General features: G+C 61.7%; 18 protein-coding genes. 10 read left to right on the top strand and 8 right to left on the bottom strand.

Going from position 1 to position 22,535, the window contains the following annotated elements; genetic code table 11:
* Nucleotides 1-314: 314 nt before the first annotated feature.
* On the bottom strand, nucleotides 315-1,526 hold the full coding sequence (gene tyrS / locus XALGPE39_RS02175) for a tyrosine--tRNA ligase (protein ID WP_045726797.1): 1,212 nt from the start codon (nucleotides 1,524-1,526) through the stop codon (nucleotides 315-317).
* A 170-nt stretch (nucleotides 1,527-1,696) separates the two neighbouring features.
* Between tyrS and XALGPE39_RS02170 the strand changes: the two genes are divergently transcribed.
* Nucleotides 1,697-3,148, top strand: coding sequence for a M23 family metallopeptidase (locus tag XALGPE39_RS02170; RefSeq protein WP_045726796.1), 1,452 nt, complete (start codon nucleotides 1,697-1,699; stop codon nucleotides 3,146-3,148).
* 217 nt (nucleotides 3,149-3,365) lie between these two features.
* Nucleotides 3,366-4,493 carry an anhydro-N-acetylmuramic acid kinase gene (locus tag XALGPE39_RS02165; RefSeq protein WP_045726795.1) on the top strand — a complete coding sequence of 376 codons (1,128 nt, stop codon included), beginning with the start codon at nucleotides 3,366-3,368 and terminating at the stop codon, nucleotides 4,491-4,493.
* Between the two features lie 21 nt (nucleotides 4,494-4,514).
* Here XALGPE39_RS02165 and XALGPE39_RS02160 read toward each other — a convergent pair whose 3' ends face one another.
* From XALGPE39_RS02160 to XALGPE39_RS02150, 3 genes are all read right to left on the bottom strand, one after another.
* Nucleotides 4,515-4,742 carry a hypothetical protein gene (locus tag XALGPE39_RS02160; protein WP_045726794.1) on the bottom strand — a complete coding sequence of 76 codons (228 nt, stop codon included), beginning with the start codon at nucleotides 4,740-4,742 and terminating at the stop codon, nucleotides 4,515-4,517.
* Nucleotides 4,743-4,898: 156 nt separating this feature from the next.
* A complete protein-coding gene (locus tag XALGPE39_RS02155; RefSeq protein ID WP_235429735.1) occupies nucleotides 4,899-6,251 on the bottom strand; it encodes an MFS transporter in 1,353 nt (450 codons plus the stop codon).
* An 8-nt stretch (nucleotides 6,252-6,259) separates the two neighbouring features.
* Nucleotides 6,260-7,060, bottom strand: a complete 801-nt coding sequence (locus tag XALGPE39_RS02150; protein WP_045726792.1) for an exodeoxyribonuclease III — start codon at nucleotides 7,058-7,060, stop codon at nucleotides 6,260-6,262.
* Between the two features lie 116 nt (nucleotides 7,061-7,176).
* Between XALGPE39_RS02150 and pyrE the strand changes: the two genes are divergently transcribed.
* Both pyrE and XALGPE39_RS02140 read left to right on the top strand, forming a co-directional pair.
* A complete protein-coding gene (pyrE, locus tag XALGPE39_RS02145; protein WP_045726791.1) occupies nucleotides 7,177-7,827 on the top strand; it encodes an orotate phosphoribosyltransferase in 651 nt (216 codons plus the stop codon).
* A gap of 27 nt (nucleotides 7,828-7,854) precedes the next feature.
* Nucleotides 7,855-8,538 (top strand): hypothetical protein, encoded by a 684-nt coding sequence (locus XALGPE39_RS02140; RefSeq protein WP_045726790.1) that lies wholly within the window; start codon nucleotides 7,855-7,857, stop codon nucleotides 8,536-8,538.
* A 51-nt stretch (nucleotides 8,539-8,589) separates the two neighbouring features.
* Here the strand turns inward: XALGPE39_RS02140 and XALGPE39_RS16345 are convergent, their stop codons facing one another.
* Genes XALGPE39_RS16345 through coaBC form a run of 3 tightly spaced genes read right to left on the bottom strand, consistent with a single transcriptional unit; the run spans nucleotide 8,590 to nucleotide 12,720 of the window.
* Nucleotides 8,590-10,953, bottom strand: a complete 2,364-nt coding sequence (locus XALGPE39_RS16345) for a phosphomannomutase/phosphoglucomutase (protein WP_045728903.1) — start codon at nucleotides 10,951-10,953, stop codon at nucleotides 8,590-8,592.
* A gap of 16 nt (nucleotides 10,954-10,969) precedes the next feature.
* Nucleotides 10,970-11,440 (bottom strand): dUTP diphosphatase, encoded by a 471-nt coding sequence (gene dut / locus XALGPE39_RS02130; RefSeq protein WP_045726789.1) that lies wholly within the window; start codon nucleotides 11,438-11,440, stop codon nucleotides 10,970-10,972.
* Nucleotides 11,437-12,720, bottom strand: coding sequence for a bifunctional phosphopantothenoylcysteine decarboxylase/phosphopantothenate--cysteine ligase CoaBC (coaBC, locus tag XALGPE39_RS02125; protein WP_235429734.1), 1,284 nt, complete (start codon nucleotides 12,718-12,720; stop codon nucleotides 11,437-11,439). The genes dut and coaBC overlap by 4 nt, the downstream gene beginning before the upstream one ends.
* 96 nt (nucleotides 12,721-12,816) lie before the next feature.
* On the opposite strand from coaBC, the gene radC reads away from it, so the two are divergent.
* From radC to XALGPE39_RS02100, 5 genes are all read left to right on the top strand, one after another.
* Complete coding sequence (gene radC, locus XALGPE39_RS02120; protein WP_045728902.1) at nucleotides 12,817-13,491, top strand: DNA repair protein RadC; 675 nt, start codon at nucleotides 12,817-12,819, stop codon at nucleotides 13,489-13,491.
* Nucleotides 13,492-13,612: 121 nt separating this feature from the next.
* Nucleotides 13,613-15,301, top strand: coding sequence for an arginine--tRNA ligase (argS, locus tag XALGPE39_RS02115; protein WP_045726787.1), 1,689 nt, complete (start codon nucleotides 13,613-13,615; stop codon nucleotides 15,299-15,301).
* 18 nt (nucleotides 15,302-15,319) lie between these two features.
* A complete protein-coding gene (locus XALGPE39_RS02110) occupies nucleotides 15,320-16,147 on the top strand; it encodes an SPOR domain-containing protein (protein ID WP_045726786.1) in 828 nt (275 codons plus the stop codon).
* 172 nt (nucleotides 16,148-16,319) lie between these two features.
* Nucleotides 16,320-17,075: an SDR family NAD(P)-dependent oxidoreductase gene (locus tag XALGPE39_RS02105; protein ID WP_045726785.1), complete on the top strand. Its 756-nt coding sequence runs from the start codon at nucleotides 16,320-16,322 to the stop codon at nucleotides 17,073-17,075.
* Between the two features lie 600 nt (nucleotides 17,076-17,675).
* Entirely contained in the window at nucleotides 17,676-19,715 is a 2,040-nt protein-coding gene (locus tag XALGPE39_RS02100) for a TonB-dependent receptor (protein ID WP_045728901.1), read from the top strand.
* A gap of 202 nt (nucleotides 19,716-19,917) precedes the next feature.
* Here the strand turns inward: XALGPE39_RS02100 and XALGPE39_RS02090 are convergent, their stop codons facing one another.
* Nucleotides 19,918-21,033: an acyltransferase gene (locus XALGPE39_RS02090; RefSeq protein ID WP_045726783.1), complete on the bottom strand. Its 1,116-nt coding sequence runs from the start codon at nucleotides 21,031-21,033 to the stop codon at nucleotides 19,918-19,920.
* A gap of 786 nt (nucleotides 21,034-21,819) precedes the next feature.
* Between XALGPE39_RS02090 and XALGPE39_RS15435 the strand changes: the two genes are divergently transcribed.
* Entirely contained in the window at nucleotides 21,820-22,485 is a 666-nt protein-coding gene (locus tag XALGPE39_RS15435; RefSeq protein WP_152624805.1) for a hypothetical protein, read from the top strand.
* The last annotated feature ends 50 nt before the right edge of the window (nucleotides 22,486-22,535 follow it).

The following is a 22,535-nucleotide window of genomic DNA, read 5'->3' as shown; positions in this document are numbered from 1 at the left end:
TAGCCGCCACCACGTGGGCTTTTGCTGAAGCGAGCCGGTCATCTTAGCGGCTTTTTCTCTAGCGTCAATACCTTTTTGCGAAGGTTTTGACTTCCTGACATGGGGCGGTGAAGCCAACACGTCAGGGGGAGAAAATTATGGCCCTAAATGATCTGCTTGGGAAGGGGGTGTGAAACATTTTTTCACCCATCCTTCACCGGAGGGTCCAGGTCAACGCCGACTTAGCGCGCCACACTCACAGTGGCGTCCACTCATTGCGCCAAGCGCCCCTTCGTATCCATTACACAACAGGCTGTCGGCCTGATGGGATGCCCTCAGCCAGCAACCAAATGCACACGTGCAAAGGTGCGTTTACCCACTTGCAGCACACCTTCGAACCCTGGCGCGAAACTGTGCTGTGGATCTTCAACCACTTCGCCAGCAACGCGCACTGCCCGCTCCTTCAGCTTTCGGGTGGCCTCGGAGTTGCTGGCAGTCAAGCCCGCCGCGGTCAGCAGCGCCGCGATCCGCACGCCATCAGCTGGCACCACGAGCTGCTGCAGCGGCAACACACTGGTATCGCCCTGGCCAGTCACCACCGCATGCCAACCAATGATGGCCTGCTCCGCCGCGACCGCATCGTGGAAGCGCGTGGCCAGTTCACGCGCCAGGCGCAGTTTCACTTCACGCGGATGCAAGCTCCCCGCCTGCACCTGCTGTCTCAGTGCCTGCGCCTCGTTCAAACCGATGTCGAAGGACAGCAGTTCGATCCAGCGCCACATGAGGTCGTCGCCGATCTTCATGGTCTTGGTCACGATGTCGATCGCCGGTTCGTTGATGCCGATGTAGTTGCCCAGCGACTTGGACATCTTGTTGACCCCGTCCAGTCCCTCCAATAAGGGCATGGTCAGCACGATCTGCGCCGGCTGACCGTAGTGCTCCTGCAGGCCACGCCCCATCAATAGATTGAACTTCTGGTCGGTACCGCCCAGTTCGACATCCGCCTTCAGCGCCACCGAATCGTAGCCCTGCACCAAGGGATAGAGAAATTCGTGGATGGCGATGGACTGCTGGGCCGCATAGCGTTTGGCGAAATCGTCGCGCTCGAGCATGCGCGCCACGGTGTGCTGGCCAGCCAGGCGGATCATGTCGGCCGCGCTCATCTGACCGAACCACTCGGAGTTGAAGCGCACCTCGGTACGTGCGCGATCCAGCACCTTGAACACCTGCTCCTCGTAGGTGCGCGCATTGGCAAGCACATCCTCGCGGGTCAACGGCTTGCGAGTGGCGTTCTTGCCGGTCGGATCGCCGATCATCCCGGTGAAGTCACCGATCAGGAAGATGACTTGGTGGCCGAGCTGCTGGAACTGACGCAGTTTGTTCAACAGCACCGTATGGCCGATATGTAGATCCGGAGCAGTAGGATCGAAGCCGGCTTTCACGCGCAACGGCCGGCCACTAAGCAGACGGGCTTCCAATGCTTCACGTTTGAGAATTTCGTCGGCGCCACGGCCGATCAGGGCAAGGGACTCTTCAATCGCGGACAAAACGGATACTCCAGCGGGTGGCATCGAACAAGATGAATAATGTTAAAGACGCGTCAAAATGCGGGGCTTGGTGAAAATCCGAGCCAACTCAATGGTTTGACGCACTGATAAACGGTGTTTATGGTAGCCGAGTTTTGAGTCCGCGCTCTGCGACTCTTGAGGAAAGCTTGATGCACAACCGTGATCAGGAACGCATGCGTCGTCAGCGTTTCAAACAACGTCTCCATGTTCTCCACGGCACGGTGCTGCATCGCAAGCTGAAGGAACACCTTCCCAGCGGACGCTGGACACGTCGCCACTGGATCCATGCCAGCCTGTTCGCCACGATCGGCGCCCTCGTGGCGACTATCGTTCCCGGCTTCTCCAACGCCATCGTTGTCCCGCTGCAGACCACACACGCGACGCTGACATTGCCGTTACCGCCAATTTCACTGGCCCGGCAACAGCAGCGCGCAAGCGAGGACAACTGGCAGGTCGTGCGGATTCAATCCGGTCAGACCTTGGGCACGGTGTTCGAGCAACTCGGCATTCCCGCAACGGTGATGCAGCGCGTGCTGGAGCATCCTGGTAGCCGCGATGCACTGACCAAGTTGCGGCCTGGCGCGGAGATCGCCTTCAATCTGCCCGAAGCCGGCGATTTGCGCGGCATTCGCTTCGACCGCGATGCCACGCACCGCATGGAATTGTCCCTGCGCGAAGACGACATCCAGGAAAAGATCACCGAGCGCGAGACCAGCACTCACACTGTGGTCAGCAGCGGCGAGATCACCAGTTCGTTGTACGTGGCCGCACGCAAGGCGGGTTTGTCGCCCTCGGCAATCGCAACGATGACCGACGATATCTTCAAGTACGACATCGACTTCGATAAAGATCTACAGCCCGGCGATCGTTTCAGTGTGGTCATGGACGAAACGTGGCGCGAAGGCGAGCGCATCGACAGCGGCAAGATTCTGGCCGCGACGTTCACCACACACGGTAAAACCTATACCGGCTTTCGCTTCGAGCGCGACGGCAAGCCTGCCGAGTATTTCGATGTCAATGGCCGACCGTTGAAGAAGAGCTTCATCCGCATGCCGGTGTCCTACAGCCGCATCAGCTCCACCTTCGGTGAACGCCTGCACCCGGTGCTCGGCACCATGCGTATGCACAAGGGCATCGACTACGCCGCACCGATCGGCACACCGATCATGGCCGCTGGCGACGCGCGGGTGCAGTTCGTCGGCACCCAGCACGGCTACGGCAACGTGGTGATCCTGGACCACGGCAAGGGCTACAGCACGGTATACGGCCACATGTCGCGCTTCGGCAGCATCAAGACGGGGCAACACATCAATCAGGGCACAGTGATCGGCTACGTCGGCATGACCGGCATGGCCACCGGCCCGCATCTGCACTACGAATTCCGCGTGGACGGCGTGCAACGCAATCCAGCGTTGGTGACGATGCCTCCGCCAACACCACTGGCTGGTACGCAGTTGGCTGCGTTCCGCGCACAGACCTCGCCAGCGCTGGCGCGCATCCAGCGGGTGGAAAAGCTGATCTACGCCGATGCCGAGCCAACGAAGACGAAGAAGAAAGTCGTGGCATCGGCCAAGCCTGCGTCGTCGCACGACGCAGGCTAAGCGTCGCGAACAATCACGACTGCGACGCCGCCGGACGACGCTCGGAATCCTCATGTACGCCCTTTACACTGCGGTTCCTACGCGCTGTCCACTTCCATTCCGACAGCGACTCGCGACGTTTTAACTGTCAGCCCACAGACACAGCTGCCGCAGCATCGGTTGACGCGCTGCATCGCCCCATCCACGTTGCGACGCCGGTTCTCGCCCGATACCCATCATGTCCAATCCGAACGCCCCCGACACCACCTTGTTCCTGGGCCTGATGTCCGGCACGAGTGCAGACGGCATCGACGCCGCCCTGGTGCATTTCAACGCAGCCGGACGCGCTCAACTGTGCCTGGGCCGCACCTATGCCTGGACGCCGCGGCAGCGCGCGACGCTGATTGCACTGGGCGAAGGTGGCGATATCGCATCGCTGGACGCACTCGGTCAGCTCGATGCGGAAGTAGCCATTGCCTTCGCCGACGCGGCACGACGCCTGCTCGATGAAGCCGGAGTGGTCCCGGCTGCGGTTCGCGCAATCGGCTCGCACGGACAGACCGTGCGCCACCGGCCACTGGCCGATCCCGCTTTCACTTGGCAACTGGGCGACGGCAACCGCATCGCCGAATTGACCGGCATTACCACGGTCTGCGATTTCCGCCGCCGCGATGTGGCCGCCGGCGGCCACGGCGCACCGCTGATGCCGGCGTTTCATGCCGCGATGCTGGGTGCCGCGCACGAGGACCGGGCCGTCCTGAATCTGGGCGGTATCGGCAACCTGACCCTGTTACCCGCGCACGGCCAGGTGCGTGGCTTCGATACCGGCCCGGCAAACGCACTGCTCGACGCCTGGTGCCAACGCCACCTGGACCAACCCTACGATGCGGGCGGTGTGTTCGCCGCAAGCGGCCAGGTAGATGCCGATCTACTGCAGCGGCTTCTAGGCGATCCATGGTTCGCGCTAGCGCCGCCCAAGAGCACCGGGCGCGAACACTTCCATCTACGCTGGCTGGAAGCACATCTCGGCACGACAACACGCATGCCGGCCGCAGTGCAGGCAACCTTGCTGGAACTGACGGCAACCACCATCGCCGACGCATTGCTGGCACAGCAACCGGCGACGCAGCAACTGCTGGTGTGCGGCGGCGGCGTGCACAATCCACTGCTGCTGGCGCGGCTACAGGCGCACCTGCCAGGCGTGGACGTGGCATCAACCCAGACCCGGGGATTGGATCCGGATTACGTGGAAGCGATGGGATTCGCCTGGCTGGCGCGACAGACCCTGGCTGGACTGCCAGGCAACCTGCCCTCGGTCAGCGGCGCGCGCGGGCCGCGCATCCTCGGCGCGATCCATCTGGCGTGATCGCGCCACATCTGCGACGGCTCACAATCTAGCGGCAGACGGCATGGCACGCAGTGCAGTGATCGCATCGGACAGCGCATCCAATTCCAGGCCCTTGAAGCCGTTACGTAGTTCGTTTTCGCTGGCGAGCAAGCCCTGCTCGATCAATGCGAGAACCGTCCGCTGCTGCGTCCAACCACGGGCCTCGGCGATATGGCGGATACGCTCAAGCATGAGCGGGTCGATGTCGCGCAACAGCAGGTCGGTCATGCAGACTCCCAAGCAGGCGGGGACGCAGAGGATGCGCCATCCCACATCATCCGCAAGAAGCGGCGGACTTTCAATCCGCCGACAGCACGACCAGCATCGCCCGTTCACGAATCCATGACCCCACCACAACGTCGGCAGGGCCATCTTGGTACAGCATCAGTGAGCTGCGGCTCCCATGCCTCTATTGCTCCGCGACTCGCGCCAGATCAGCCAAATGACCAGCGGAAGCGCAACGATGCCAATCGCAGCGGTATAGATAAAAAACGGCGGATACCCCCAAGCGTCTACGATCTTGCCCCACTGACTGGCGATCGACTTGGCCGGCAGACTCCACAGGGTACCGAACAGCGCATACTGCGTCGCCGTGTAATGCGGGCTGGTCAGCGATGACATGTAGGCGATGAAGGCGGTCCCGGCAATGCCATTGGCCACGTTGTCGAGGCTGATCGCAGTCGCCAGCCAAGCGACCCCAGGATCGATGCTGGCGATATAGGCATAGATCAGGTTGGCTCCGCTCAACATCACCAGACCGACCAACAACGTGCGTGCTACGCCGTAACGACGGATCAGCAGTCCAGCGAGAAAAGCGCCGCCGATGGTCATCAAGATCCCGTAGACCTTGGAGACCAACGCGATCTGTTCCAAGGTAAAGCCCATATCCAAGTAGAACGTATTGGCCGCAACCCCCATGGTGGTGTAGTTGAGTCGGTAAGCGACCACCAAGGCGAGTGTCGGGATGCCAGCCTTCCAGCCCATCCGCGCGAAGAACTCGACAAACGGACAGATCACGGCACCGATGCACCAGGCCACGATCGCGCTGATCCAGGCAGGCCAATGCTGCGCACGCAACCGGAATGCCTCCACCAACGGTTCGACCGGGCGTACCGAAGCGCCATTGCCAGCCATCGGCTCTGCGACGCACAGCGTGGTGACGAGGCCGAACAGACCACAGACCGCCATACTCAAATAGGCCGCCTTCCAGCCCAGTTGGGCCGCCACCGTCAGAGCACCGGCACCGGCACAGATCAGCGCCAGTTGGTAGCCGGTCTGGTAAGCCGCAGCCATTGCGCCTTGGGCATCGATCTGAACTGCTTCGATACGATAGGCATCCACGACAATGTCCTGGGTGGCCGCAGCAAAGGCGGTAAAGACCGCAAGCAATGCAAACTGGCGCGTGTCCAACGCTGGATCGGCCAGCGCAAGCGCGACAAGCCCAACGACGATGCCTAGCTGTGCCAGCAACATCCAGCTACGCCGACGCCCCATCCGCGACAACAAGGGGAGCGGCAGACGATCAACGATCGGCGACCAGAAATACTTAAGCGAGTACATCAGTCCGACCAGACTGAAATAGCCGATGGTGGTGCGATCAATACCGGCCTGGCGCAGTCGTGCCGAAAGCGTCGTCAGCACCAACGCGAAGGGCAGCCCCGAGGAAAATCCCAGGAACAACATGGCCCTTACGCGCGGGTTGGCGTATACATCCAGCGAACGCCACCAGTTACTCATCCTCTGGATCATGTGCTGTAGTCCACCATGAATGGCGCGTGGTCAGAGAAGCGCTGCGCGGTGTAGATGGCGCAGCGTTGCAGACGTTCGCGCAGGGACGGCGTGACAAATTGATAGTCGATCCGCCAACCGACGTCATTGGCGCGTGCCGCGCCACGATTGCTCCACCAGGTGTAGTCCTGTCCATCCGGGTGCAGCGCGCGGTAAGCATCGACCCAACCGCGGCCGCTGGCCAGATTGGCATCTTCGATACGGTCAGCACAGAGGCCGTTGAGCCAATCGCGCTCGGCAGGCAAGCAACCGGAATTTTTCTGATTGGATTTCCAGTTCTTGATATCCAACGCCGAGCGCACGATATTCCAGTCGCCGCAGAGCACGTAATCGCGACCGCTATGCAGCCATTCCACCAAGATCGGCCGCAGCCAATCCATCACTTGGAATTTGTAGCCCTGGCGCAGCTCGCCAGAGGAGCCGGATGGAATGTAGAAAGACACTACACTCAACTGGCCAAAGCGTGCCTCCAGGTAACGGCCTTCCTCGTCGAATTCGGGCCAGCCCAGTGCGGTGCGTACCTCGTCAGGCTCGCGCTTGCTGTAGATCGCCACGCCGCTGTAACCCTTCTTGGTGCTGGCATCGCGGAACCGCACACGATAGCCCTCCGGCAGGAACGCCGGCCCGGCGAGTTGAGGCGCCTGCGCCTTGGTCTCCTGCACACACAACACATCGGCCTGCTGGCCGGAGAACCACTCGAAAAAGCCCTTGGTCGCTGCCGAACGCAGGCCGTTGGCGTTGAAACTGACAATACGCATGGAAAAACCGAACCGAGATAACCGGTAGAGCCTACCGCATAAATGCAGCGCGTCACTGTCTGAACCGGCTATGCTCTCATGCTGATGTCATCCCTTCATTTGTGCTCTCAAGTCTCATGACCGACTACCGGCAACGTTTCCTACAATTGGCCCTGGACGCCGAAGCGCTGCGCTTCGGCGAATTCACGCTGAAGTCCGGGCGCATCAGCCCCTATTTTTTCAATGCCGGACGCTTCGACTCCGGTGCCACGCTACAACAGTTGGCAACCTGTTACGCGGATGCGGCCGACGCCACTGGGCTCGACTTCGATTTGCTGTTCGGCCCGGCCTACAAAGGCATCCCGCTGGCAACCGCATTGGCCTGCGAGTATGCGCAACGTGGACGCGATCTGGCACTGGCATTCAATCGCAAGGAAGCCAAGACCCACGGCGAGGGCGGCAGCCTGATCGGAGCGCCATTGGCCGGACGTCGGGTGCTGATCGTGGACGATGTGATGACCGCCGGCACCGCCATCCGCGAAGCACTGGAGATCATCCGCGCTGGCGGCGGCACGCCAGCGGCGATCCTGGTCGCGCTGGACCGCCAGGAAATCGCCAACGAGCACGACCGCCGTTCCGCAGCGCAGGCGGTGGCGGCCGAATCCGGGATTTCTGTGGTCTCGGTCGCGCATCTGGGCGACCTACTTGCATTCATCCACGGAAACGCGGACCTTGTTGGCTTTCACGCATCGTTGCTGGCTTACCGGGCACGCTACGGCTGCGATTGATATGGCTGACAGCAGGGGGCTGCCACGATGCCGATGCACTCACCATGGAGCTGCGCCGTCCCGGCACTGCTGACACTCTTTGCACTGTCTGCCTCCGCGCAGCAGCAGACGCAGACGCACCCCAAGAAACTTTACTGCTGGAACCAGAACGGGCAGCGCATGTGCAGCGATGCGCTCCCGCCAGAAGCAGTAAACCAGGCCCGCGACGAATTCAACGCCACCAGCGGCATGCGCAGCGCTGAAGTCGGGCGCGCGTTGAGCAGCGAAGAGCGCGCTACGGCCGCCGCCGATGCCGCACAGCAACGCGCCGATCAAGCCGCGCTGGAAACCCGCAAGCGTACCGATCAGGCGATGTTGCTCTCGTTCCAGACCGAAGACGAACTGCGCAGAGTGTTCTTAGAACGCGCGGGCATCGTCGACAACAATATCCAGACTTCACGCTACAACCTCGACAGCCTACGCCAGGGTCTGGTGGAGGTCCTCGCCAACGCCGGCGCACAGGAACTGGCCGGGCACACAGTCGCACACAATCTGGCCGAAGACGTGCAGCGACGGCATCGCGCGCTCGTGCAACAAATGCGTATACAGAAGGATCTCGAGCAACAACGACTCAGTCTGGACGAGGAAATCAAAGACACCGTGCAGCGTTACCGCGCAGCAAAAGGCAACGGGCCGCAGACCGAGCCCGCAACGACCACATCCGGCGGCTGAGCCGCGAGCGGCTATCGCGCTTGTGCCCGACACGTGTCGGGAATGCCCGGCTCAAAAGCCGAGCACCACCGTCGGCAGCACCGCCTGCAACTGGGCGCGGAACAACGCCTTGACCCGTTCCAGCGCGGTCGCGTTGTCTGCCTCGAAACGTAGCACCAACACGGGCGTCGTGTTGGACGCGCGCACCAATCCCCAGCCGTCGGGGAAATCGGCACGCACACCATCGAGGGTCAATAGGCGCGCGCCAGCGAACCGCGAACCCTCTTGCTGCGCCTGGATGGCCAACTGCGCAATCAACGCATGTCCGTCGTGCCCATCCAGCGGCACCTTGATCTCCGGCGTGGCAATACTCTCGGGCAACTCGGCAAACACCTCCGACGGCGATTCTTCGCGCTGCCCCAGAATCTCCAGCAAGCGCGCCGCCGCATAAAGGCCATCATCGAAACCGTACCAACGTTCTTTGAAGAAGAAATGCCCGCTCATCTCCCCTGCCAATTCGGCATCGGTCTCGCGCATCTTCGCCTTGATGAGCGAATGCCCGGTCTTCCACATCAGTGGACTGCCGCCATTGCGCAAGATGTAGTCCGACAACTTTCCGGTGCATTTGACGTCGTAGATCACCAACGCACCGGGATTACGCTGCAACACATCGGCGGCGAACAGCATCAGCAAGCGGTCGGGATAGATCACCTTGCCGTCATGCGTCACCACGCCAAGCCGGTCGGCGTCGCCGTCGAAAGCCAAGCCAAGGTCAGCATCGAAGCGCCGGACCGTCTGCACCAGGTCCTCCAGATTATGCGGATCGCTGGGGTCGGGATGGTGGTTAGGGAACGTACCATCGACATCGCAATACAGCGGAATCACCTCCACGCCGATTGCCTCCAGCAACCGCGGCGCAAGTTCCCCACCGACGCCGTTGCCGGCATCGACCACCACCTTGAGCGGGCGGTCCAACTGTACGTCGTCGGCAATACGCTGAACGTAGTCGCGGCCGACGTCGCGCTGCTGCAGTCGGCCCGGCTCGGCAGCAGCCGACAAACGGCCGTCACAGATGCGCGCGTGCAGGTCGGCGATGGCGGCACCGGACAGCGTCTGGCCACCGATCACGATCTTGAAACCGTTGTAATCGGCGGGGTTGTGACTGCCAGTCACCGCCACGCAACTGCCGGCGCGCAGATGGTAGCTGGCGAAATACACCACCGGGGTCGGCGCAACACCGATGTCGATGACGGCACAGCCAGCGCGACGCAGACCTTCGATCAGCGCCGCCGCCAACTCTGGACCGGACAGACGACCGTCGCGCCCGACCACTACCTCGTTGAGTCCCTGTTCCTGCATCATCGTCCCGATTGCCTGGCCGATGAGCGCGGCAACCTGCGGATTGAGGTCGCGACCGACCACACCACGGATGTCATAAGCGCGGAAAATCTCGGCCGTCACGGCAGGCGCCGCAACCGGCATGTCCGGGATCACCTCCGCTGGCGGCGGCGGCGGTAGTGACTGCGGCAATGGCGGCAATGGCGAAGCTGGCGGCAGCGGCTCCTGGCTTTGCAGGCTCTGCTGCAAGGTGGGCTCTTCGGCCACCGCCGTGGCGCGAGCTGCGCGCGGCGACAAGTATCCGCGTGCGGACAGCGACAGCAAGATACGTAACACCGCCAGCAGGGCGGCGATAAGCAGACACGGCAACGCACCCAGCCCGAACGGTCCAGCCTCGGTATCGGGCAAGGCAGCGACCATGCGTAAACCGGTATCGCCGAGTGGCCGCGACAACGCATCGGCATGATTGGACAGCGCGGAATTTCCGGCAGCGATCACATCGTAGCTCCCTTGACGCAGCGCCAAGTAGCCACTGTCCGGTACCGTCACCTGCGCGACTGGATCGGTGAGCAAGCCCAGCGGCAGACTCAGGTAGATCACACTGGGCCTATTCCCCAGCGATACCGGCGCGGCCAGGCCGAACTTTGCACCGCCGCCATCATGAACCACGGCAGTGACGACCTTCCCGGTCAATACGGCTTTTTCCAGCAGTGCCAGACGACCGTACCCGAACCGTGGCGCATCGGCATAGCTGGATTCCAGATCGACCGGCAGCAGTTGTGCATCCTGGACCTGCTTCCAATCCCCACGCAGGGCTTGGACGACGGCTGCGGCATCGCCACTGGCCAGCGCCTTCTGCACGGCTGGTTGCTGCAAGCATTCGGACAGGCGTTTACTGGCCCCCAGCAGCGCCTGTGTGGCCCGCGTCACCGACGCATCCCGCGCACGTTCCAGCGCCACACTTACCTGTTCAGCGCGCAATTGCCTCACAGCGCTCCAGCCGAACCATCCGGCAAGCAGAAACAGCAGCACTGTCAGTAAGGGCGCACCCTTGCTCAAACCCTGCGGCAGTGGCCGCGTCTGTAGTGCATCGCTCATCAAAAACGCTCCCCAGTCAGCGCACTCCGGTGTGGCCGAATCCACCCGTTCCCCTGGCGCTATCGGCGAAAGTATCTACTACTTGTAGGGCAACGCGCACAACAGGCATCACCACCAATTGCGCGATTCGGTCGCCCGGGGCGATGGTGAAGGCTTCGCGGCCACGGTTCCAGACGCTGATCAGCAGCGGCCCCTGGTAGTCGGCGTCGATCAGGCCAGTGCCGTTGCCGAGCACGATGCCGTGGCGGTGGCCCAGCCCGGAGCGCGGCAGAACCACCGCGCACAACTGCGGATCGGCGATGTAGATGGACAACCCGCTGGGAATCAGGGCGGTATCGCCGGGATCCAGCGTCAACGGCGCCTCGGTTGCCGCGCGCAGATCCAGCCCGGCACTGGCCTCGGTGGCGTAATCGGGCAGCGGCCAGCTGTCGCCGAAGCGCGGATCGAGCAACTTGACCTGCAGCGGATAGGGCGTGGGAATGCTCATGCGTGCAACCTCTCAGCGATTAGATCCAGCAATTGTTCGGCCAGTTGCGTCTTGATGACCGCCGGGAAGCTGCGTGCGCCGTGTTGCCAGTAAGCGGTGGCGGCATTCTGGTCGCTCTCGAAACCGTTACCGGCCACGCCGACCTGGTTGGCAATGATCAGGTCCAGGTGCTTGTCGGCGAGTTTGCCGCGGGCGTAGCGCTCGATGTCATGGGTCTCGGCGGCGAACCCGACCACCAGCTTCAGCGCCTGGGTCTGCGCGGCGACCTCGGCGAGGATGTCCGGCGTGCGGATCAGCTCCAGGGTCAAGGTATCGCCATTTTTCTTGATTTTCTCGGTCAACGCCTGTTTGGGCGTGTAGTCGGCGACTGCGGCGGTGCCGATGTAGATGTCCGCCGGCAAGGCCCCCAGCACGGCCTGACGCATCTGCGCCGCCGAACGCACGTCGATGCGCTGCACGCCGTCCGGGGTGGGCAACTGCACCGGCCCACTGACCAGCACCACCTGCGCACCCCGCCGCACGGCGGCGGCGGCAAGCGCAAAACCCATCTTGCCGCTGCTGCGGTTGCCAAGATAGCGCACCGGATCCAAATCTTCGTAGGTGGGACCGGCACTGATCAACAAACGCAAGCCACGCAATGCGCCATCGTGAGAGGTGGAACGGGGCGCGGCGGTACCGGCAGCGACCATCGCCAGCGCCGGTATGGCGGACTGCGCACTACCACCACTGCCCGCCAACGCCGCGACGATTTGCTCCGGTTCGGCCAGGCGTCCCGGGCCGGATTCGCCCTCGGCCAACGGACCATCGTTCGGGCCGACCACGTGCGCGCCGCGCTGGCGCAGCGTCGCAATATTGGCCTGCGTCGCAGGATGCAGCCACATCCGATGGTTCATCGCCGGGCATACGGTCAGCGGCGCGGTGCTGGCCAAACACAGCGTCCCCACCAGATCGTCGGCCAAGCCGTGCGCCAGCCGCGCCAGCAGGTCAGCCGTGGCCGGCGCGACCACCACCTGCTGCGCCCAGCGCGCCAGTTCCAAGTGGCCCATCGCCTGCTCGGCGCTGCTATCCCACAACGTCGTGCGGGTGATATGGCCAGACAGCGCTTGGAAACTCAGTGGGGTAACGAACTGCTGCGCACCGGCGGTCATCGCCACCTGCACCTCGGCACCGGCGTCGCGCAGGCGCCGCACCAGTTCCAGCGCCTTATAGGCGGCAATCCCGCCGCCGACGCACAACAGCACACGCCGCCCCTGCAGGGGCCTCTCAGAAGTCGCGGTCACGTCGGGAATGTCCTACCCATGCAAGAACGATTAGCTTACCCGATGGTTTTTAACGACCTGATACCATTGCAGCATATCGCCCTCCATCCTGGCGATATGCACATTTCCAACTGGCCCAGCGACGAACGCCCCCGGGAAAAGCTGCTGACACGCGGCCCCCAGGCCCTTTCCGACGCCGAACTGCTGGCGATTTTCCTCGGCTCCGGCCTGCGTGGTCGCGACGCCGTACAGACCTCGCGCGACCTGCTACAGCAGCACGGGCCGCTGCGCTCCCTGCTCGATCGCCCGCCCGACGAGCTGCTGAGCCTGCCGGGCCTGGGCCCAGCGCGGGTCTGCAAGCTATCGGCGGCAATGGAACTGGGCAAGCGCCACCTGGCGGCGGAACTGCAGCGCGGCAAAACGCTGAGCGATCCGACCACGGTCGGACGCTATTTCGCGCAACAGCTGCGTGCGCGGCCGCAGGAAGTCTTCGCCGCACTATTCCTGGATAACCGTCACCGTTGGCTGGCATTCGAGGAACTGTTCCAAGGGACCGTGGACGGCACCGAGGTGCATCCGCGCGAAGTGGTGCGGCGCGCGCTGACGCTCAATGCGGCCGCGATCATCATCGGCCACAACCATCCATCCGGAAATCCGGAACCCTCGACTGCCGACTGGGCTGTCACCGAGCGCCTGCGCAAGGCGCTGGACCTGATCGATGTGCGCCTGCTCGACCATTTCATCATCGGCGACGGCATACCGGTCTCGCTGGCATCGCGCGGCTGGATGTAATCCACGGCGTACCCGGCACCATGGCGACGCCGCCTCGGCTGAGATCGGCCTGAATCCGTTGCGGACCGAGAAGCGACGGGTCGGGTAAAATGGGTGGTTTAGCGCTTCAAGCAGAGATCCCGTGAAATCCCAACTCCGCGCCCTGATCGCGCAAGGTATCGATGCCTTGCGCGCCACTGGCATCCTGCCAATCGACACTTTGCCGCCGGACTTCGTGGTCGAACGCCCCAAGACCCGCGAGCACGGCGATTTCGCCAGCAACGCCGCGATGCTGCTGGCCAAGGCCGCACGCACCAATCCACGCGCCCTGGCCCAGCAACTGGTCGATGCGTTACCGGCCAACGACGACATCCGCAAGGTCGAGATCGCCGGCCCCGGCTTCATCAACTTCCACCTCGGCCCAGGCGCCTACCAACGTGAAGTACTGACGGTACTCAAACAAGGCCATGACTACGGTCGCAGCCTGGTCGGCAACGGCCGCACTGTTGGCGTGGAATACGTCTCGGCCAATCCGACCGGACCACTGCACGTGGGCCATGGCCGCGCCGCAGCAATCGGCGATTGTCTGGCGCGCTTGCTCGAGGCCAACGGCTGGAATGCCAAGCGCGAGTTCTACTACAACGACGGCGGCGGGCAGATCGAAAATCTCGCACGCTCGGTACAGGCGCGCACCCAAGGCAAGACCCCGGACAGCCCGGATTGGCCGGAAGAAGGCTACCGTGGCGACTACATCCAAGATGTGGCCGACGCCTACATGGCAGGCGCCACGGTAAACCTGGAAGGCCATCTGGTCAGCGGCGCCAAAGACCCGCACGACCTGGACGCCATCCGTCGCTTCGCCGTGGCCTATCTGCGCAACGAGCAGAACCACGATCTAGCTGCGTTCGGCGTCGACTTCGACATCTACTTCCTGGAAAGCTCGCTGTACCGTGACGGCAAGGTCGAGGAGGCGGTACAGAAACTGATCGCCTCCGGCCATACCTACGAAGAAGGCGGCGCACTGTGGTTGAAATCGACCGATTTCGGCGACGACAAAGATCGGGTGATGCGCAAATCCGACGGCACCTACACCTATTTTGTGCCGGACGTGGCCTATCACCTCAGCAAGTGGCAACGCGGCTACCTGCGTGCGATCACCGAGTTGGGCGCCGACCACCACGGATCGCTGGCGCGAGTGCGCGCCGGCCTGCAAGCGATGGACTTGGGCATTCCCAAAGGATGGCCGGAATACGTGCTGCACCAGATGGTCACGGTGATGCGCGGCGGCGAGGAAGTGAAACTGTCCAAGCGTGCCGGTAGCTACCTAACCCTGCGCGACTTGATCGAAGAAGCCGGGCGCGACGCCACCCGCTGGTTCTTGATCGCACGCAAGCCCGATTCGCAGCTTACGTTCGATATCGATCTGGCGCGCCAACAAAGCAACGACAACCCGGTCTTCTACGTGCAGTACGCGCATGCGCGCGTGTGCAGCCTGCTGCGGCAAGCGCAGGAAAAGCAGCGCGACTACGATCAGGCAGACGGCATGAGTCAGCTCAACCGACTGAACGACACGACCTCGCTGGAGCTGATGATGGAGCTCTCGCGCTACCCGGAAGTGGTGGAGAATGCGGGACATGTCCTGGAGCCGCATCTGATCGCGCAATACCTGCGCGAATTGGCGACCGCCTTCCATACCTGGTACCACGGCACCCCGGTGCTGGTGGACGACGCCGGCGAACGCAACGCCAAACTGGCCCTGGCGGTCGCGGCGCAGCAGGTGCTGGCGAACGGATTGAATCTCCTGGGCGTTTGTGCCCCGGAAAAAATGTAATCAGTGGAGAAGCGGTACATGGCAGCACGACGCGGTAAGACACAGGCCCGGCGCAACAGCAACAACGGCACACCCGCTTGGGTATGGCTGATCGCTGGCGCGGCGATCGCGGCGGTGGTGTTCCTCGGCGCGCCGGGCCTGTTCAAGAAGGGCGGCGACAGTTTCCTGCGCATCGGCGGCCCACATGCCAATCCCGATGCACAGCCCGCCCAAGTGGCCGATGCCGACGTCGATGCGGCACCGGAATTATCCAAGCCCGCAACAGCCAAGGCCGGTAACGCCAAGACAGACGCGAAGAAGAAGGACGGACAGACCCAGTACGACTTCTACACACTGTTGCCTGGCAAGGAAGTGCGCATGTCCGACGCCGAACTGGCCGCCAGCGCGCGTGCCGAGGCCGCACGTCAAGCAAAGCTGGCACCACCGACGACGACCACGACGGTGCCAGGCACCACGGCGACAACGACAACTCCGGCAATGGCCTCGCCAACCCCACTGCCCGAGACGCCGAGTACAACGGCTGGCGCTGCCGCGACACCGGCGACATCGCCCAAACCGATCACCACCACGACCACCGCTGCCACTTCCTCAGCCTCAACTGCGCAGCCGGATACGGCGCACTACATCCTGCAGGCCGGCTCGTTCGGTGCCTCCGGCGAGGCAGAGTCGACCAAGGCCAAGCTGGCGATGCTCGGCCTGTCTGCGCGAGTGGAATCGGCTCAGATCAACGGCAAGACCGTCTACCGCGTGCGCATGGGCCCCTACGGCACCGCCAGCGAACTGGCCGAGGCCAAGCAGAAATTGAACGGTAGCGGCCTGTCGGCGATTGCGATCAAGGCGCAGTGACGGCCAGCCCGCGCACAGTCGCGGGCTATCTATCGCATCACGATCAGGCGCAAGGTTTACCGCGCCAACGATGGTCAGCACAACATCGTCCAATGCGCGAGACGACCGGTGACACCGGCATGTGCGGTTTCTCTTACTATCGCCTGCAACTCCATACAGGCAGCACATGCTAATGACCAAGACTGCTCTGATCACTGGCGCCACATCCGGCTTTGGCGCCGCCGCCGTACAGCGCTTCGCCGCCGCGGGCTGGCGCGTGATCGCCACCGGGCGCCGCGCCGAACGCTTGCAACCGTTGCTGGAAGCATTCGGTCCCGAGCGCGTGCACATCGCCGCATTCGACATCCGCGATACCACTGCGCTGAACGCGATGCTGGCAGCACTGCCGGAGGCATTCGGCGACATCGACCTGCTGGTCAACAACGCCGGGCTCGCGCAGGGCACGGCGCCAGCACAAGCCGCAGACCTGGACGACTGGCGCACGATGATCGACACCAATATCACGGCACTGGTGACATTGACCCACCGTCTGCTGCCGACATTGATCAAACGCCGTGGCGCGATCATCAACATCAGCTCGGTGGCGGGGCTGTATCCATATCCGGGTGGCAACGCCTACGGCGGCACCAAAGCCTTCGTCAGCCAGTTTTCGTTGGGTTTGCGTTCGGACCTGCACGGCACCGGCGTGCGCGTGACCGCAATCGAACCAGGAATGGCCGAGACTGAATTCACTCTAGTCCGCACACACGGCGACCAGAACGCATCGGACACGCTCTATCAGGGCGCACAGCCCATGACCGCCGAAGACATCGCCGAGCAGATCTTCTGGGTGGCGACGCTGCCAGCACATTTGAACATCAATCGGCTTGAGATCATGCCGGTGACGCAGTCATTCGCCGGTTTCCAGGTCGCCCGGCAACCGCGCTAGCGGCAGTGATGCGCTCACGTCGGGCGCGGCGGCGTGTTTACCGTTGTGTCATTGCGACGGTATCGACGCGCGGGAAGCATGGCCGCTACCGGGTAGCAGCTCCTTACATGAGCGATCGGCTCTGCGCGCGTCACCGCATCTATCTGCCGATCTAAAACCTGACCGACGCGCGCACTACGTCCGTGTGGCTGCACAACTTCTTCCCAGGCCACAACGACCAAGCAAAATTCTCGCGCGCACTCGACCACACGACCTCAACGCAGTTTCGGACTGCGGTTATCGCCAAAGCCACGAGCGCATTCGCGTGCCCGACTCGACCGTGCGGTCACAGCTACGTCGCTGCGACCGACTGTGCTAAATTGCGCGCTAGCCAGCCGCTTGTGCCAGCCTCCCTTTTCGTTCGAAAGAGATTGCTGCGATGGCTACCCACTCCCCTATCCACGGTATCGCGCCTCGCTGCTGCAAGGTGTGGCGATGACCGATTGCATCACCGACCCAGCGCGCCTGCACAACGGTCTTGACCGCTTGCTCGTCCCACACGACGTCAAACCAATCGGCCATGCGAATACGCACGCGCTACGCAGGCTGCTCGCCAGTCGAATGTTGCTTGCCGTTCTGAGCGCACTGGCTGCTGGCAACGGCGCCGCAGAAAACCCGACTTCCGATAGCACCACCACTCTCGGCACCGTGGAGGCACGGCAGCAGACCGCCGCCAGCCTGTCCACCCGCAACATCCTCAGTTCGGTCGACGTGCTGGGCAGCGAGCAAATCGGCGACAAGAACGTCATGAACAGCTGGGAGTTGCTCGGACAGATGCCGGGCGTACAGCTCACCGAGACCGGCCAAGGCGCCGAATCCGGCAGAGCCACGTTCCGCGCATTCAACGGCGAGGGCTACATCAACGCGATCAAACTCCTGATCGATGGTGTGCCGAGCAACGCCAACAGCGGCACCCAACGCTTCATCGATATGATTTTCCCTCTGGAAATCGCCTACATCGAAGCGGTCCGCGGCACCAATGACCCGCGTTACGGACTCCACAACATCGGCGGCAACGTCAACATCGCCACCCGCCAGGGCGGCGACTACCGCGACCTGCGCCTGAGTGACGGCAGCTTCGCTACCCGCGAACTGCAGTTCGCCCTGGGCCACGAATCAGATGGCCTGGCGCAGAACTACTTCATCGGCGCACAAGCCGCGCACGGCGACCGCGAGCACGACACCTCGCGCAAATACACCCTCGGCGGCAAATGGTTCTACGGCGAGGAAGACGACACCGCGCGCATCGGTTTAATCGCCCGCATCTACCACCACAAAGCCGACGAGGCGGGTTTCCTCACTGCCACGCAACTGGCCGAGGACCGCACGCAGTCGCCACCGGAGAATGCCAACGACGGCGATGACCGCGACATGCGCCAGGCCAGCCTCCATGCCGACTTCCGGCTCGACGAGGGATTGCATCTGCGCAACACGCTGTACTTCAACCGCTACGAGGACCAGCGCCGGGTCACGTTCACCGACTACCCGCTGGGCAACGCGCCGCGACAGCGTCGGCAATGGAACGAAAGCCAGATCGGCTTGCTCAGCACCGTGAGCTGGCAAGCCAGCGATGTGCTGAGTGTGGAAGGCGGCTTCAATGCCGAACACCAGGACAACCGCTACCAGCGCTACCGCTACGCCTATCGCGTTCCGACCGATTTCTGGAGCCCCCCGGCGCGCGTGCAGAACGACGACCGCTACACCCTGGACAACCTGGGCCTGTATCTGCAAGCGGTGATCCAACCGACAGACGCGCTGAAAATCGTGCCCGCCTTCCGCGCCGACCACTTCTCCGGCAACACCGCACTACCCGGCGGCGTGCATGCACCGTTGCAGCCCTACGGCTGGATCGACCAACCCAAACTCAGCGTGATCTACGCGCTCACTCCACGCATGAGCGTGTACGCCAACTGGGGCCAGACGTTCCAAGTCCTGACCGGTTCCACCGCCCCGGCCTATCTGACGCCTGGCCAACCAGCGCTCGGACCCTCGATCAACACCGGCAAGGAACTGGGACTGAAACTGCAACCGATCGTCGGCACCGAAGCGCGCCTGGCACTGTGGCGGCAGGATGCCACCAATGAAGTAGCCAACAATGTCAGCAGCGGCACCACCGTGGGCCTGGGCCATACCCGTCGCCAGGGCGTGGACCTGCAACTGAGCACGCAACTGGGCGAACACTGGACGGCGTGGCTGTCGCACGCGGTGCAGGAAGCCAAGGTCGTCACCGCCTACACGGCTTCTGGCGTGTCACTGCACGGACGCGAAGTGTTCTCGACGCCGCGCTACATCAGCACCGCCGGCATCGACTACCGGCCCGATACACGCTGGAAATTCGGCCTGCAGGCGCACGCGCAAGGCGACTACTACATCGACGCACTCAACGCCCATGGCAAGTACGGCGGCTTCACCGTCGTCGATGCCAGCGTCCGCTATCAACTCTCTGCGCGCAGCAGCATCGATCTGCAGATCAAGAATCTGGCCGACGACCGCTACGCCTACGTGTGGTACGACAACTTCTTCTGGGGCGGCAACGACCAGCCAATGTTCTCGCCAGCGCCCGGCCGCTCGGCCTATCTTGGTTTCGAACTACGGTTGTAGCAGCGGCACAGCGGTAGCCGTCGCACTCAGCACCAAGCGCGAGGGCTGCGGTCGTCCTGATGAGCGAAGACTATCTCGATGAGGCGGCGCACACCCTGTGCGCTGCGTGGTTTGATCGGTTTGCCGAACACGATGCACGCACCGGTTTTACCGATCTTGACGCTGTCGACGGTGGGCGAGGTTCACCACTGCGCAAGGACGCTCAACTGCCGGCCAGCGCATGCGGCCGCACACAATGACGATCGCGCAAACGCAGAAACGGCCGTTCCACTGCGTAATGCAACAACGCGCCCGCCAGCAGCGCCATTGCGGCGTACACCGCGAATGCAAGCAGGCCGCGCCCCTCCAACACCGGGCCAAGCCAGAGCTGAGTCAGATGGAACACCGCCTTGTGGCTCAAATACAGACTGTAGGACACCGCCGCCAACCAAGCCGCGCCCGGCACCCGACAACGGCCCAGCGGACCGCGCATGGAGGCGCCGGCGCTCACCAGCAGCGCCAACCCCAACGACAACACCGGCCAACCGATCGCATTGCCGAGCAGCCCCGTGCGGTCGCGAAACAACCAGATGGCCAATGCACAGACAGCGACGCCAACCAAGGCGGTGGCCGTGGCATGGCGCTGCAACCACTGCCAATGCTGCGGTCGGAACGTCTTGAGGACGGCAAGGATCACCCCGGCCAGCAATCCATCAAGCCGGTTCCAGGTCGGGTAGTAGAGATCTTCGATGAACCAATTGCGTTGCAAGCCGGCACCGACACGCTCCAGCGCATCGTCATGCAGCCAGATTGTCGTGCGTAGTGCGATACCGGCCAACACCACGCCCCCGCACAGTGCGACAAAACGCCAGGCAGAGGGTCGCCGCAGCACCAACGCTGCCAGCAGCGGGAACAGTAGGTAGAAATGTTCTTCAACGCACAGCGACCATGCATGCGAGAACGCCTGTTGATTTGCGTAATCGATGCCCAGGTTCAAGGTGAACGTGGCGAACATCCACCACGGCGCGATGCTGGGGGCTTCGCGGAAGTCAGGCCAGACCAGATACAGCGCCAGCACCAAGACATACGCCGGCAACACGCGGTAAGCACGGCGCAAGTAAAAATCGCCATAGCGCAACGGCTCGCCACGCGCGAGCGGCGCCAGCACTTGGCAGCCGATCAGGAAACCGCTGAGGACGAAGAATAGATCCACGCCCATCCAACCATCGCGCGATAGCCAACTCCAATCATGCCCCAATCCACCAACCACAAACGAATGAAACAGCATCACCCAGACGATGGCGATACCGCGTAGCAAATCGAGGGCGGGGTAACGCATCTCTTCATGACCATCCTTAGGTACGGAAGCCGCATTCTTTCACAGCGGCGTTTCACGCACTTGACCGGTCCTGTCAAGGCCGATTTAAATCTGACCCACTTTCCAGACACTTGCACTGCTCGGCATCGCAAGGTGTAGACCCAAGGGGCGGAACAGCACGATGAAGAAGGCAGGTAATCCCACCATTTTTAGCTGTGGCCAGAAGTGGAATCAGGCAATAAGTTTTCATTTCTTTAAGAGGAAATCACTATTTTTGCATCCATTTCGTAGCGAATAAGATATTAATACTTAATTTTCACGCCCCTGTATTTTTGTTTACCTGTGTAGACAATTTTACGAGATGGCATCCGACTTGATGAGAAAACTAAAAATTTGCTATTGACTCTATCAATGAGCATGCATAGCTTATCGACCTGAAGGCATTGCATCGTGTTTCCATGAATTTGGAAGGCATGATTTTTCTAATTCTTATGATCGAAACTCTAATTTCGCCTGCACTTCAAGTCTGGAATATTAAATAAAAACTCAACGGAATTTCATAATTAATATTATATTTAACAAAGTACTGCAGTTGCATACTTAATAATTCCAGCCTCAGCATTGCACTAGCCTTTAGAGGGGCCAGTTCAAAATATATAGCCGTTGACTTTTTGACATATTTCCGTCCTGCAGAAAGCAGTCCGTTGATTATGGTGCTGTCTTAGTTCTGCATCATTGGAAAATGGAGTGTCTTTATGCATGACGAAGATCAAGTGGCGAGATGGGCCACCAGGGGAATAACTGCAAGTGAAACAAATTTGCGGAATATATTTCGACGCAATTCACCACTGCCACAACAAAAATAACCCACTTGGTGATGGTATACGCCCCGTGATCGCCGAAGCGGTTGTCTTGGCCAATGCCAACGACGATACAACCTTGCTGGAGACTGCCCGCAGTTTGATGCGATTGGCGTCGTGTTCCACGTGTGTACCAACTCCTCAATTTAGTGTTACTACTACGCAGCAGGAGGCCATAACCATAGAGCAACGGATCGGCTATCCGACTGTAGTAAAACCAACGGATATGCCTACCAGCACACTCGTCGCAATCGCCATGACGGATATCGAGTTAATTAGAGCTACAGATGCTTCCACCTGCCATATCCATAACACACTAAGACAGAAAATAAATTCCTTCACATTGATAGGCAATTTTCTAAACGCTCAAGAAGTCAGTGCCGAAACAGTAACGGTGAACGAAGCGACTCAGATAATTAGTGTAGAAGACACTAGCTCGCACGACCGTTCCGAATTGCAGCATATTTACGACGCTAATCCACATCGGCCCGGACCAAAACCGATGTTATGCCTGCGTGCGGCTGCATTTTCTGTGGCTCTATGGATGATCGCCGGATGCACCGTGGGGCCCAACTTCAAGTCTCCTGCACCTAGAGCGTGTTATGAACTTTGAAGTAGAGACGTTGCATTTCCAAGCATGAGCATTGAGAAGACAACGAAGTG

This window comes from Xanthomonas sp. GPE 39, from assembly GCF_000963005.1.
Classification (GTDB): domain Bacteria; phylum Pseudomonadota; class Gammaproteobacteria; order Xanthomonadales; family Xanthomonadaceae; genus Xanthomonas_A.
Note: the sequence above shows the minus strand (reverse complement) of the source record. Positions and strands in the feature narration are given on the sequence as shown.

What these genes read in the sequence shown, in the direction of transcription:
- XALGPE39_RS02150 (WP_045726792.1), bottom strand. Translation starts at nt 7,060, where the DNA reads ATGCGTATTGTCAGTTTCAACGCCAACGGCCTGCGTTCGGCAGCGACC.
- pyrE (WP_045726791.1), top strand. Translation starts at nt 7,177, where the DNA reads ATGACCGACTACCGGCAACGTTTCCTACAATTGGCCCTGGACGCCGAA.
- XALGPE39_RS16345 (WP_045728903.1), bottom strand. Translation starts at nt 10,953, where the DNA reads ATGAGCGATGCACTACAGACGCGGCCACTGCCGCAGGGTTTGAGCAAG.
- XALGPE39_RS02165 (WP_045726795.1), top strand. Translation starts at nt 3,366, where the DNA reads ATGTCCAATCCGAACGCCCCCGACACCACCTTGTTCCTGGGCCTGATG.
- XALGPE39_RS02160 (WP_045726794.1), bottom strand. Translation starts at nt 4,742, where the DNA reads ATGACCGACCTGCTGTTGCGCGACATCGACCCGCTCATGCTTGAGCGT.
- XALGPE39_RS02110 (WP_045726786.1), top strand. Translation starts at nt 15,320, where the DNA reads ATGGCAGCACGACGCGGTAAGACACAGGCCCGGCGCAACAGCAACAAC.
- XALGPE39_RS02140 (WP_045726790.1), top strand. Translation starts at nt 7,855, where the DNA reads ATGCCGATGCACTCACCATGGAGCTGCGCCGTCCCGGCACTGCTGACA.
- XALGPE39_RS02100 (WP_045728901.1), top strand. Translation starts at nt 17,676, where the DNA reads ATGTTGCTTGCCGTTCTGAGCGCACTGGCTGCTGGCAACGGCGCCGCA.
- radC (WP_045728902.1), top strand. Translation starts at nt 12,817, where the DNA reads ATGCACATTTCCAACTGGCCCAGCGACGAACGCCCCCGGGAAAAGCTG.
- XALGPE39_RS02155 (WP_235429735.1), bottom strand. Translation starts at nt 6,251, where the DNA reads ATGAGTAACTGGTGGCGTTCGCTGGATGTATACGCCAACCCGCGCGTA.
- XALGPE39_RS02090 (WP_045726783.1), bottom strand. Translation starts at nt 21,033, where the DNA reads ATGCGTTACCCCGCCCTCGATTTGCTACGCGGTATCGCCATCGTCTGG.
- XALGPE39_RS02170 (WP_045726796.1), top strand. Translation starts at nt 1,697, where the DNA reads ATGCACAACCGTGATCAGGAACGCATGCGTCGTCAGCGTTTCAAACAA.
- dut (WP_045726789.1), bottom strand. Translation starts at nt 11,440, where the DNA reads ATGAGCATTCCCACGCCCTATCCGCTGCAGGTCAAGTTGCTCGATCCG.
- XALGPE39_RS02105 (WP_045726785.1), top strand. Translation starts at nt 16,320, where the DNA reads ATGACCAAGACTGCTCTGATCACTGGCGCCACATCCGGCTTTGGCGCC.